The organism is Faecalitalea cylindroides ATCC 27803, assembly GCF_000469305.1.
Taxonomy (GTDB): Bacteria; Bacillota_I; Bacilli_A; order Erysipelotrichales; family Erysipelotrichaceae; genus Faecalitalea; species Faecalitalea cylindroides.
Genome location: NZ_KI270957.1, coordinates 1 through 14280 on the forward strand (window position 1 = coordinate 1; position 14280 = coordinate 14280).

The window sequence follows — 14280 nt, forward strand, 5'->3', positions numbered from 1 at the left end:
CATCAGTCCATTGTCATAGACATATTTTACAGAATTATAGAACCAGTCCTTTAAAAACACATCCGTAAATGGAAATTTTGTACCATCAACAAAACTTATATTTGCCTCTACATACATCTCTTGCTCATCATACTCAAATTTTTTGTCTATACATTTAAAAGTATAATCAAAAGAATTTATTTCGTTATTTGGTAGTTCCACAATACCACTTACTGGATTATAATTACATTCTTTACTTTCTATACTTACTCTAGAAAGATATTCTTGTGGTATATAGTTTGAAAGATCTACAATCCATTTTCCATTTCTTTTATATGATTCTACACTTATATCTTGTGGAGATGTATACAATATGTTTAATTTCGTATTATTGCTTAAATCAAGATATGGCAAGTGATTCGTATAACACGTTAAATTTGTTAATTCGGTATTATTTCCCAAATACAATGTATTCAGTTGATTCTCATCTAAAAACAACTCTTTCAATTTTAAATTATGAGATAAATCGATATTTGATAATTTTGATAGCCCAATACTTAGATGAACTAAATTAGTATTAGAACTTACATCTAGATGAGTTAAAGCTGTATCATATAAAGATATTTTTTGTAAATCAGTTAAACCACTAATATTTAACTCAGTTATATTCATTTCACTACATCCAAGTTCCTGAAGTTTTTTACATTTTGTTAAGTCAATACTTGTTATTTGATTGCCCCCAAAAGAAGCAACAAGCAACTCTGGATTATGACTCAAATCTAATTCTGTCAGTTCATTATTACTACAATATAATGTAGCTAATTTAGGATTATGACTTAAGTCAAGACTTCTTATTCTATTATCTCGACAGTATAAAAAATCTAGATTGGGATTCATACTCAAATCTAAATATTCTATTTGATTAGAGTCACATAGGATTTGTTGTAAATTTGGAAAAAATTCTATCCCTTTTAAGCTTTTAATCTCACGATTACTTACAGAAATATAAGAAAGATTATCTGCTAAAGACTTATTGATTTTATTATCGTTATCAATATCCCATTCATCTTTCATGTATTCTCTAAAGTTAGGATCTGGAAAATTTGTTTCATTAATATCTATATCTCCCTCGGCAACCTGCTGAGCATCAACATTTTGGTAACCAGAATTGTTTATAACATCTTCTGCATATACATTCAAATTAGTACAAGCTAATAAACAACTCAAAGTTAACATTGATATTGTTTTAATCTTCATAACATTATTCATCTCCTTAAAATAATCATAATTTTAATATCATATATTATATATGAAAACTGTTATTCAATTTTTCTACTTGCTGCGATAATTAAACGCCACATCAAATATTATGTAGGAAAATCATTTAATCACCTCATATCTAAAACGCAAATTGAAAAACTAAAATGAACAAACATTTCATTTTGAGTTAACTTTTCCATACTTTTTCAATTAATCAAATAAAAACAAAGCATTAGAGATAAAAATCAATTTTTTCTTTGCACTTATCTCTTTTATATATATATTAACATTGTTCTTAGTAACTATCTACATGTTATATTATAAAACAACGATTAGCCTTCAATTGTTGATATGTGATATAACTGTCATACATGATGTCAAATTAGGTGGTACCTTATAGATAAAGATAAGAAACGAGGTATCCTTTATGTCAATCAACTTTGAATCCAACTATCTTCTTCCTAGCATCTCCGATCAGCTCTGTGCTTACCAGAAAGATCGTGTTTCTCTCATGATCCGTGATTTTATCGAGACCAACAGGCAGATGAACCAGTTCCATTTTGAATACTGTCCAAAATGCGGACAGTTTCATCCCGTGCTCGTAAAAGCTGGAAAGACCAAAGCTGGAAAACAAATGTTGAAATGCACTTCCTGTCATAAGCAATTTGTTGCGCCATATAAACATTAGGTCCTTTGGTATAGATGTCTCTACCTACTACGACCTCAGCTGATTTCTTGTGGCAAACCTTTTTTAACCGATGTTACCATCACTGATTTTAAAGATATTGGGCTTCATCGTCCACGATATCTCTCGGGGTAATTCACGAATCCTAATTCTTTCATAAAGTCCTGATTTACTGTCTTGGTTTTACGTTTACCTTTCGGACTTCGGTTTGATATGCAACCTTATCCACCATTTAGTCTTATATCCGGTTTCTGTTCGTACGCTCGAAAGAATTGCTACAACACTTCCTCCATCCTTGACATCACTGTTAACGACTTGTGGTTCACTACACTTGGTGGTAACTACCTGTGGTTAGTTTGTCTCCAACTGAATTCGTGCCGTGTCCGGCACACATATAAACGGAAAGATTCGGACATATCTGATCGTATCCAATGGAATCATCAATTTCATACATGTCTAGGAAATTGGGTACATATCAATCACATAGATATGTAGAAATATGTTTTTTGACACAAGAAAAGATGGTATATTTCCAGGCTGACTGCTCTGTTATCTATACCATCTTTTTATTACTTATACCACAACAAACGTTAAAGCGTTATTCTTTAAAACCACACTCTACGTTAAATTAGCTAACTTTTTATTCTTTATCTTAAAACTCTTATTTACTAGCTCTTCCTTTTTCTACATACATTTTATCAAAGTAGTTTTGATATTCACCACTGATAATGTTTTCCCACCATTCTTTGTTATCTAAATACCATTGAATAGTCATTGGAATACCTGTGTCAAATGTATATTTTGGTTCCCAGCCTAATTCTGTTTCCAATTTAGTTGGATCGATTGCATAACGCATATCGTGTCCTTTTCTATCTGTAACAAAAGTAATCAAACTTTCTGGTTTGTTCAAGGCTTTTAAAACTGTTTTAACGACCTGTAAATTTGTTCTTTCATTATGCCCACCAACGTTGTAAACTTCGCCTTCACGTCCTTTACGGATAATCAAATCAATTGCAGTGCAGTGATCATATACATGCAACCAGTCGCGAACATTTTCTCCTGTACCATATACGGGAATTGTTTCATCATTTAAAGCACGAGAAATAATTAATGGAATTAATTTTTCTGGGAAATGATATGGTCCATAGTTATTTGAACAGCGAGAAATCGTTACTGGAAGACCATATGTTCTATGGTAAGCTAATACGAATAAATCTGCACTAGCTTTTGCACTAGAATACGGACTTGAAGTATGAAGTGGTGTTTCTTCTGTGAAGAATAAATCTGGACGATCTAAAGGAAGATCTCCGTATACTTCATCTGTAGAAACTTGATGATAACGTTTGATACCATATTTTACACAAGCATCTAATAATGTTGTTGTTCCCATAACATTTGTCTTAACAAAGATTTCAGGATCTTCGATACTTCTATCTACATGAGATTCTGCTGCAAAGTTAACAACAACATCAAATTTTTCCTTTTCGAATAAATCGAAGATAAATTCTCTATCCGCAATATCCCCTTTAACAAATTTGTAATTTGGTTTATCTTCAACTGGTTTACAAGTTTCCAAATTACCAGCATATGTCAATTTATCTAAATTTACAATCATATCTTCTGGATATTTGTTCACCATGTAATGAACGAAGTTTCCACCAATAAATCCTGCTCCACCTGTTACTAAAAATTTCATCTTATTTTTCCTCCTCTATTTTATAAATTCTATTATAATTGTTTGAATCAACAAATACCTCTGTATACTCTATATTTTGCTGATCTAGCAGATTTGAATAATCAACTGTTGACATAATGTAATCAACATTCCATTTCTTTATATCTTGGACATTTAAATTCAAATTCACCATATCCGGCGCTGTAGAATTGTCCATTGTTGTAGGTTGGTCAGTCAACGTAATAATTATATGAGCATATCTATTGTATACATCTGAATATTCATGATTTTCATCAATTAATTCCCACTTTTCAAAGTCTGGATAAAAGTTAACTGCATTAATTGCTTTAATTCCGTTAGCCAATAAAAAGTTTTGATTATAAAACGAATCAACTGCTATCCATGTTGCATCTTGATCTTCTTGTCTAATCTGTTCTAATGTAGGATTTACTTCTTGATTGGAAATTGCCTCGATACCAATACTAACAGGATTAACTGTCATACCGGATACAAATATCAGAGCTGATAATACAGTTGCAGAAAATGAATATTTCTTTATAACGAACATCCACATTGCAAAGATAAGTAAAGCTATTGCAACAATATAATAGATTGACGGCATATAAGTAAAATATTCCTCTCTCAATGCTACATAGTTTAATAAAGAATAAACCAATATTAAAATAGCAAACAGTGGTTTTTGTATTGATTCTCTGTTCTTTACTAGGAAATTAATTGTCCAAATAGTAAATAATGAAGCTGTTAGTCCATAAGCTAAATTCATTCTGTTGATATAAGAGAATAAAGTGATTTTAGCCAACCATTCAGGAAAACCAAAAAGCATAAATTCAATTTGTATCAATAGCACAACAAAAAACGTTCCACCTACAATTAAATCTTTTCTATCTTTTATTCTCTTATTAAAAAATAAGAACGGATATAGCATTATGCAGAATACACCAAAATGATTGAATGTACTAACTGCACAATTATCAGTGAATGAAGAATCTTTAAATGGCGTAAGATAGCACATTAAATTTGAAAATAAATCTATAAAGTTCCTATCACCACCTAAACTAGCTCTTGACCCTGGATAAACTGTCGATGAAGTTTTCATTATTTCATCTAAAGCAGGAATCAAGTAACTTCCCACGGCTAAGCAAACAACTACCGCAACAATTATAACTCTAACTATATCTACTTTATTAAATGAAATTTCTTTTCTATCACGAACTAATGTAGCTATTAGAATTGCTACAGCCATTAACCCTACTGATACCTGTAATGAAGGAAATAATGCAATAATAAAACAAATAAATGCTTGAATCGCCAAGACAGTCGTTAAAACTTTTTTCCATTTTTCATCCCCTATAAAAAAGTGATACCCTATCGCAAGTAATGCTGCTCCCCAAAAAAATACATCATACATATGAGGGCAGAACCACCATTGCATGGCCGGAGAAAAGACAACATAAAACATTCCAAAGAATGAAATAAGGTTATTCTTTGTCAATATTTTAGAAACTTCAAAATAAACTAACATTCCTAAAAGTAATTTAGACATCCAATACCATGACAATCCATAAGCATTCCCAAACAAAATATATCCCCATGTAAAGGGTTTACCAATTAACAATAAATTAATTACAGGAGCATTATATCCTAAGATCATATCTTGACCACTAATGCTCATCTGATAACTAATTTGCTGATAATCATTATAGTACTGAGAAAAATAATATGGCAATTGAACGTTGAATTCGTCTGTTCTTATGGCTCGTGCTGCACCAAATAATTCATTATCATATGGATTTCCTGTTCCCATAGCTACCTCATACCAAGAAACTGAGCTACCATGAACTTGAAAGCATACGCATATCACAAAAATAGCTAAAGCAATTAAATATCTATATTTTATTATAAAATTAAAAACTGTGTTTGCTTTCTTAGAAACGACCAATAGATATAAAGAAAAAATGAATATAACACTAATTGGTAATAATATCGTTGCATTAGGCAAAAATAGTGCTGTAAATATACTTACAACTATTATTACAATAGTTTGAAAATATAATAATAAAATCTTTCTCCTTACATCTTCATTGATAAAATATAGAGCATTCAACCCTATTAATAGAGCACCATAAACAAAGATATATTTTGTTCCAGCAATTCTAAATGACAATAAACATAAAACAAAAATAAGAACATCAATCAGAAGACTCAATATCAACTTTTTTTTATCTTTTATCATTGATGTCTCCTCCTATTCCAAAAACATTTTCCTTGTTATAAAATTAAATACCATTACTATGGCAGTTGCTCCTATTTTTACTAGCATATAGTAAATATGCAACGTATCTACACCAAACCACATTATAAGCTGATTTAAGCCCAATCCAATTACACTAAACACTATAAACAAAATAAAATTTTTCTTTTGGCTTTTTTTCTGATTTACATCAAAAACCCATTTTATGCTAGCAATATAGTTAAACACTGTAGAAACAGAAAATGAAATTAAAGATGATATTAAATAATAGATACCAAAAAATTCTGTGCAAATAAACAATACAGAATAATCAATAATAAAAGCAATACCACCAACTACCCCAAATTTTAAAATCTGATTAATTAATTTTTTCACGTTTTGTCCTTATCCATACTAACTCAAACATTTGTCGATTCTTCTTTACAATGACCTCTAGAATCAACCCTGTTATCCATAACAACAAAGAAACAATTAACATGAATCCAGAAAAAATCAGTGTAGGAAAACGTTCTACCAATCCTGTCTGGAAATACTCATAAAATACTGGGGCTCCAAAAGCAACGGAAATAATCAGAAATAACAAAGCGAAAAGTCCAAAAAAAGCGGTTGGCTTATATTCCTTAAACAATCTAGCGATTGTTTTTAATACTTTTATTCCATCACTGTATGTATTTAATTTCGATTCACTACCTTCTGGTCTATCTCGATAATTAACAGGCACTTCTACCATACTCAAATTATTAGCTGCTGCATGTATTGTCATCTCTGTTTCAATTTCAAATCCCTTAGATAATACAGGGAATGTTTTTACGAAAGAATAACTAAATGCGCGACTTCCTGTCATAATATCCTTTACATGAACATTAAAAAGTTTATTAATTAGCCAACGAACAATTCGATTGCCTGAATTATGAAATAAACGTTTATTCTCTGTAAAATACGTACTTGATAAACGATCACCAATTACCATTTCTGCTTTACCTTGTAAAATTAAATCTACCATTTCTGGTTCTGGTGGATTAGTATCGTCACCATCAGCCATAATATAGCAATCAGCATCTATATCTTTGAACATACTTCGAATAACATTTCCCTTTCCTTGCTGATACTCATATTTAACTATTGCACCAGCTTTTCGTGCGATTTCATCTGTACCATCGGTAGAATTATTATCATACACATATATATCCGCAGTTGGGAAAGCTTCTTTATAATCTTTAACAACTTTAGCAACAGTTAAGCTCTCGTTGTAACAAGGAATTAAAACTGCAATCTTCATTTTATTCCTCCTCGTAAACAAATTGATTATCTGACTCTTCTAATGTAGGTCCGATTTTATCTTTCTCACTTAAAACTGGTTCGATACCATTTAATAGTTGACCCCAGTCAACATGGACTGTTGGATCATCGTATCGCATACCACCTTCTGATTCTTTATTATAGACATTATCCACTTTATATCTGAATTCTACATCATCTGTCAATGTTAAGAAACCATGAGCGAATCCCTGCGGAATAAAGAATTGTCTATGATTTTCTGCACTTAATTCAACTGAAACCCATTGACCAAAAGTTGGACTTCCTTTACGAATATCTACCGCAACATCGATAACTTTTCCTTTTGTACAAGACACTAATTTAGATTGTGCATAAGGAGGATTTTGCCAATGCAATCCTCTTAAAGTTCCCTTTTGTGCACTAAAAGACATATTGTCTTGAACAAAATCTACAGTTATTCCCATTTTTTCATATTTAGGTTTTGAATATGTTTCTGTAAAATAACCTCTATGATCCCCAAATACATCTGTATCAATAATTAATACTCCAGGAATTTTTGTTTCTGTTACTTTCATCCTTTAAACTCCTCCTCACCTTTAATATATTTTCTATCCATAATTTTCTTTAAATAAGCACCATATTGGTTTTTCTTGTAAATTTCATATGTCTCTTCAAGTTGTTTTATATCAATCCAACCATTATCATATGCAATTTCCTCTAAACAAGCGATTTTTCTATGCTGATGCTCTTCTATAGTTTTAACAAAGTTTGTCGCATCAACTAAAGATTCGTGCGTCCCTGTGTCTAGCCAAGTAAAACCGTCTCCTAACAAAGTGACAGATAATTCATCATTCTCTAAATAAATTCTATTTAAATCTGTAATTTCTAATTCTCCACGGGCACTAGGTTTTAAACTCTTTGCATATTCTACAACTTTATTGTCATAAAAATACAAACCAGTGACTGCATAATTAGATTTTGGATGTAATGGCTTTTCTTCTAGCGAAATAACCTTATCGTTTTCATCAAATTCAACAACACCAAAACGTTCAGGATCTTCAACATAATAGCCAAACACTGTTGCTCCCTTTTCTTTTTTTGCCGCAGCACGTACACGTTTTGTTAAACCGTGACCATGGAAAATGTTATCTCCTAAGATCATGGCACAGCTGTCATTTCCAATAAATTCCTCACCTAAGATAAATGCCTGGGCCAATCCATCTGGACTTGGCTGTACCTTATATGAAAGCTCAATCCCAAACTGGTGTCCGTCACCTAGTAACTCTTTAAATCTAGGTGTATCATCTGGTGTAGAGATAATTAAAATCTCACGAATTCCTGCTTGCATAAGAATTGACATCGGATAATAAATCATTGGCTTATCGTAAATTGGTAGTAATTGTTTACTTGTAACTTTTGTCAGTGGATATAAACGAGTTCCACTACCTCCTGCTAAAATAATACCTTTCATTGGAAGTTCCTCCTTAACATACATTATAATATTAAACCCTTACGTAACGTAAGGGTCAAATATGATAAATACTTTTATTTTTTCACAAGCAAAAACTATTCTTTCCAAATAATCTGCCACCATTCTTTGCCAAGATAATAAATTTTATCTAGCATATATCCAGTTGGTCCAGAAAAATCTCCGCTAAGTAGACGATCCATTATTTCTTGCTCAGCAACAGCTCCGGCTTCATGCATTTCTTTAAAGAATCGCCCATCATTTTCTATTTTTGTCTGGATTATTTTTCTTATGCCAGAATCAGCAAATTTAACCTCACACCAGCCATTTGATTGAAGATAAACCTCATTACCATATTGATCAATTGAATTACCATATATATATTGAGGAGTATAAGATTCTAATGGGCATCCATCTTCACCATATTCAACAAATCGCATGATGATCGTTGCACACTCTGCACGAATCGCATATCCTTGTGGATCTAATAAAGTTCCATAATTTTTGCCGGTAATAATACCATGTGCACTTGCCCAACCAAGTGCTTCAATCGCAAAACTATTAACATTGCTACCATCATAGAAAATATACAGTTTTTGTTGTTTTTTTGTATCATATCCTAGATAGTTTGCATATCGATACATCATAACTGCAATCTGTTCTCGGTTGATTGGATCTGCTGGTCCAAATTTTCCGGTATCTGAATACCCTGTAACGATTCCGGCATTACTAGCCCATAATATTGCATCTGTATACCATTGACCATCCGCCACATCTGGAAATTTGTTTGTATACTGTACAGATGGTTCATTATTCATTCTATACAATATAGTCGCAAATTGTGCTCTTGCCAAATTCTCTGTTGGTCCAAATGTTGTTGCATCCAAACCTGTCATCAATCCTTGATCATTGACATATTTGACATAGTCATAAAACCAAGAACCAACTGGAACATCTGTGAATGGAACTCCTTGTGCAAAAACAGGAGTCATCATAGAGATGCTAATCAGTACAGTTACACAGTATTTTAAAATTCTATTGATTGTTTTTCTCATACACGTCCTCCCTGTATTTTAATTATTTATAATATTCCATAAATCGCATGATGATCGTTGCACATTCTGCTCTTGATGCACTGCCTTGTGGATCGAGTCTTGTCTCGTTGTCTTTTCCTGTGATGATCCCTGCTCCTACTGCCCATGTCATTGCTTCCTTGGCAAACTCATTTACATTCTTTGCATCCTTGAATTTTGAAAAGTCGGCACTTGCGCTTGTGTCATATCCTAGATAGTTTGCATAGCGATACATCATAACAGCCATCTGTTCTCGGTTGATGTTATCCCCAGGACCAAAGTTTCCTGTATCGCTATAGCCTGTTACTACTCCTATATCACTTGCCCATAATATTGCATCTGTATACCATTGTCCAGTTGCTACATCTGGGAATTTGTTTGTATATACAACACTTGGTTGGCCATTCATTCGATGTAAGATAACAGCAAATTGTGCTCTTGCTAGATTTTCATATGGACCAAAAGTTGTTTCATTTAATCCTGTCATCAAGCTATTTTCATAAACGTATTTGACTGAGTCATGGAACCAATTTTGTAGAGTAACATCTAAAAATGATTCATAGAAATCAGGAGTTGTAAATTGCCATTTTTGTGCATCTGTTTTGTTAGATATATAAAGTTGCACATTTGATTCATTCGTAGCATTTCCTCCTGAAACATCTAAACAATATATAGGATTCAATGCTGAATATATTACATAACCATCTTCATTTTTTTCAATGATCCATTTTTGTGCATACGAACCATTTGACGAATATGCTTGAACATTACTTCCATTATTAGCTTTACCTGCATCAACATCCAACACAGTATTCGTATTTAAATTTTTAATTGTTACATAACCTATACTATCATGGCTAATTTGCCAAAATTGAGCAGTCGAATCATTTGATTCATAAATTTGCACATTTGCTCCATTATATGCAGATCCATTCTTGATATCTAACACATAATTATTATTTAAATTCGATTGAATCTCATATACTCCGTCTTTTATTACATCTTTATTTTCTTTTGCAAAATCATTAATCTCATCTCTACTTATTTTCTGTAAATTATATGCATTTGCAATCCCATTAGCATCTGCAATACCAAGTCTTTGTAATTTATCTTCACCATTTAAATAAGCATTATAATCTGCATAATTATCTCCAAAACAATGCTCAATGATAATTCCGGCAATCCCTTGTTTTTTGGCATGACGAATAACACCATAGTAATCACCTCTCGAACCGTCGGGATAATTATATTTTGGATCATCGCCATCATCAATATTTCTAATATGAATTCCTCGATTAGAAATTCCTAAAGCAACCAATTGATTTAAAACTTGTTGTGCTAGAATTTCACCTTCTGTTCCTAGCTCAGGGCGATAATTTGAATTAGGATAATATACTTCAGCTCCACGAGCAACTCCATTTAAAGCATTTAAATGAATACTGATAAAAACATTTGCGCCTTGACTGACAGCATAAGTAACTCGTTCTTCAAGCCCCATAGAAGTATCACCTGTTCTGGTCATCACAACTCGAACATTTTTATAAGTTTCAAGCTCTTGTTTACAATAATTCGCAATCTTTAAATTTAATGTAGCTTCACTTATTCCATAATAAGTAGTTGAACCTGGGTCACTTCCACCATGCCCTGGATCAAGAGCAATTACAAATACTTTACTTTCTTTATTATCAAAATTATTATCGATTGATAAACTTGATAATGAGGAAGGAGTCTTTGAAGATATTTCTTTAATCTTCTCTTCTATCAACGTTTCGGAATTCTCCATATTATCTGGATTTAAGGATACAATTGAGCCTTCAACATCTGACATATCTAAATTTGTTTCATTTGAATATGTTGCAACATATCCATCATACTCTTCATTAACACCAAATAGAGCATCTATCCCTAAATCAGATAATACAATCTGATACTCTTGATTATCAATAAAATATCTAATTTCAGTTACTTTATAAACTCCTGATTCCTCGTCTGTAAAAAGTCTTTTAAAATGAAAAAGTTGACCAACTCTATTAATATTCTCTATTTCTATTATTGAATCACCATGCCCTTCAATAATCAGATTCATCCGTGAAACATCTTCACTCCCATCTCCGAAAGAAACCACAAACTCACTTTCATCAGGTGTTTCCAAATATGGAGAACCAACATAAAAATAATTAACTTTTGCCGCATCACCTTTTAAAACTAAATTCAAAGTTTCTTCTGTATTATCTTTGACGTTGATTGCTTCATCTGTTTGATCATTTTTATTATTTGTTTCTTCTTCTAAAGCTATATTATTCTCTGGCTCAAAAAATTTATCATCTTCAATTGCAAATATTGGGGTTTGTATGTTTGTTAAAGATGTTAATAAAACAAGTGTTAATAAAATAATGATTTTTTTGATTTTTGACATAAATACTAAATTCCCTTTCTGCATGTAAATAACTAATAAATGATTATTCATCTTTTATTTTATAGTTTGACATTATCATTAAAAAAATATACCATAGACAAAAATGGAGGCATTTCATAAGCCCCCATTATCATAACAATACATAAAAACTAATTTTAAAACTTTACGACAGAAAGGGATTATCTAATGATGCATAATGTATATATTCTTCAAACACATATGGAATATACATTTTTGTAGTTCCTGCAACATTAACTACTAATTTAGGTTCATTATCATCTACATAAACCTTCCCGTTAGAATACAGATCTTTTTCCCACTTTTCTAAGAAATCATCATAATAATAAATTTCAAAAGAACCTGAATTCGAATCTATTTGCACAAAAGGCCCATACATCTCAAATACTGTTGAAAACTCAATTGCTTGTCCATTGGAAACTTCAATCTCTTGTACAATTGGGCGATCAACTTTCGTTATCGAAATATACTCATCCTTTATAGGAACCTCCCTAACATCTATTATTGATCCATTCTCATCTCGAATTGTTTCAATCAAATGACATGCTGCACTAGCATGCGTTCTTAATTCAATTTTCTCATGCTCACCATCTATAGGAGCTTTATAAGCTATTGTGTTTGATAATTCTGTATTTAAAACCTTATATGATCCAATCTGGTATTGTGATTCCGCAGACAAGTAATATCGTAAAATCTCAAATTCTAGTGGAGTCTCATGAAAATCACTTACTAATTTTATATCTTCATTTTTAATATCAACTATATATGTCTGATTAGCTTCTAAAATAATTTGATTATCTTCTTCGTCTATTATCGGATTGATCATTAAAACACCTAAATCTAATACCTCTTGTTTTTTAATCTCGATATTCTTTGATAAAGACTCATAACCATCCATTATTATTAATAATTGATATTTTCCAGAAGGTATTTCAGTTATGTGAACTTCACCATCCTCTGAATTTATTTTCTTTACAATTTCACCGTTTGATAACAACTCTACTATTATATTTTCTAACTTTTTATCTGGCTCTTTTGCATCTTGAATTTTGGCTACTAACTCTCCAAAATTTCTTGTACATGCATCTACCAATCCCGTTTCTTCAAAATGCAGGGATTCCAGATCGAATGCATTGCTCTTGTTCAACAGTTCCTTGTTAAACTCCTTGTCCAGTATGCCCGGCAACAGCTCCCCATAGATCTTCGCATAACTGTACATGTCCCCCTGCAGACAGTATTTCCATGGATCTATACTGATCACATCCAGCTTCGCATCAAAGGATTTGCCATACTCCGCTCCCAGCGTCATTACATCCATGCTGAAAAGCTCAACTCCCGGTTCGATCGCAAATCCGCCTCTCAGGCTTGCCTCCATCTCCATCTCTTTGATCCCTGATGAATTCTTGTTCACAAAGTTTAATTTCCCTTTTTTATAGTCGATCCCCGTCGTATTCGTATATTCCCATTGGAAATCGATGGTTCCATCCAAATTGTAAACAGCATACAGCGTCCCTCTTATCATGATCGCTCCATAGGCAATGGGGATCCGAAGCTCCGCCAAAGCGATCTTGTCCCCTATATTTCCGACATCTCCATGCAGTCCCGCATTAAATTTGCTATTTACCACGAAATATACTCGATTTACCTTCGTGTTCAGCCAGTTCAGCTTGATGTTCAGATCATAATCGATGCTTTCTATCTTAAAGCTGCCTGTTAGATCCAGCCCCTTGGCTATCGTTTTCTTAAAGCTTATCTCTTCAAACGCATCAAAGCTTCCTTCTATATTTGCTCGGCTCTGTGCATTCAGGAATTCCACACCTTCTGCAGGTGTGATCGTTCCGTTCTGCATCTCTTTTCCATTGACATTTACAGATGATACGACTTCGTTTACGTCCGGATCCGAATAATGAATCGTTGCCCTGTCTGAAGTTTTTGTTATGGTCTCTATCTTTATCGCATGGGTCAATTCATTGTTCTCTTCATTGACCAGTACCTTTATTTCTCCTTCTTTCCAGTCTTTGATCATCTCTTGATCATAAACGACTATGATCCTTTTTTCTGTATCTAGTTCATAATCCAGGCGGATCTCCTCCACACCTTCATGATAAGCGATCCCTTCCGGATTATCTCCCGATCCGTCGCCATTCTCCATGAAT

General features: G+C 32.6%; 11 protein-coding genes. 1 reads left to right on the forward strand and 10 read right to left on the reverse strand.

Features of this window, described 5'->3' with window-relative positions:
- Positions 1-1236: leucine-rich repeat domain-containing protein (locus HMPREF0367_RS00750; protein ID WP_035400175.1), on the reverse strand; the 1236-nt coding region annotated here is incomplete at its 3' end.
- Between the two features lie 430 nt (positions 1237-1666).
- Between HMPREF0367_RS00750 and HMPREF0367_RS00755 the strand changes: the two genes are divergently transcribed.
- Complete coding sequence (locus HMPREF0367_RS00755) at positions 1667-1927, forward strand: IS1/IS1595 family N-terminal zinc-binding domain-containing protein (RefSeq protein ID WP_035400178.1); 261 nt, start codon at positions 1667-1669, stop codon at positions 1925-1927.
- Between the two features lie 658 nt (positions 1928-2585).
- Here HMPREF0367_RS00755 and rfbB read toward each other — a convergent pair.
- The 9 genes from rfbB to HMPREF0367_RS10500 all read right to left on the reverse strand — a co-directional run.
- The gene (gene rfbB / locus HMPREF0367_RS00760; protein WP_035400180.1) at positions 2586-3620 is read right to left on the reverse strand and encodes a dTDP-glucose 4,6-dehydratase; all 1035 of its coding nucleotides are present in this window, start codon (positions 3618-3620) and stop codon (positions 2586-2588) included.
- 1 nt (position 3621) lies between these two features.
- Entirely contained in the window at positions 3622-5853 is a 2232-nt protein-coding gene (locus HMPREF0367_RS00765) for a DUF7657 domain-containing protein (RefSeq protein WP_035400182.1), read from the reverse strand.
- 12 nt (positions 5854-5865) lie between these two features.
- Positions 5866-6246 carry a GtrA family protein gene (locus HMPREF0367_RS00770; protein ID WP_035400184.1) on the reverse strand — a complete coding sequence of 127 codons (381 nt, stop codon included), beginning with the start codon at positions 6244-6246 and terminating at the stop codon, positions 5866-5868.
- A complete protein-coding gene (locus HMPREF0367_RS00775; RefSeq protein ID WP_035400186.1) occupies positions 6230-7150 on the reverse strand; it encodes a glycosyltransferase family 2 protein in 921 nt (306 codons plus the stop codon). The genes HMPREF0367_RS00770 and HMPREF0367_RS00775 overlap by 17 nt, the downstream gene beginning before the upstream one ends.
- A gap of 1 nt (position 7151) precedes the next feature.
- Positions 7152-7724 carry a dTDP-4-dehydrorhamnose 3,5-epimerase gene (gene rfbC / locus HMPREF0367_RS00780; RefSeq protein ID WP_035400188.1) on the reverse strand — a complete coding sequence of 191 codons (573 nt, stop codon included), beginning with the start codon at positions 7722-7724 and terminating at the stop codon, positions 7152-7154.
- Positions 7721-8620, reverse strand: a complete 900-nt coding sequence (rfbA, locus tag HMPREF0367_RS00785) for a glucose-1-phosphate thymidylyltransferase RfbA (RefSeq protein WP_035400190.1) — start codon at positions 8618-8620, stop codon at positions 7721-7723. Before rfbA ends, rfbC begins: the two co-directional genes overlap by 4 nt.
- Positions 8621-8715: 95 nt before the next feature.
- Positions 8716-9672 (reverse strand): S-layer homology domain-containing protein, encoded by a 957-nt coding sequence (locus HMPREF0367_RS09935; RefSeq protein WP_051335106.1) that lies wholly within the window; start codon positions 9670-9672, stop codon positions 8716-8718.
- Positions 9673-9694: 22 nt separating this feature from the next.
- Positions 9695-12106 (reverse strand): N-acetylmuramoyl-L-alanine amidase, encoded by a 2412-nt coding sequence (locus HMPREF0367_RS09940; RefSeq protein ID WP_051335107.1) that lies wholly within the window; start codon positions 12104-12106, stop codon positions 9695-9697.
- 163 nt (positions 12107-12269) lie between these two features.
- Positions 12270-14280 (reverse strand): peptidase associated/transthyretin-like domain-containing protein (locus HMPREF0367_RS10500; protein ID WP_169815924.1); only part of this gene is annotated, 2011 nt, incomplete at its 5' end.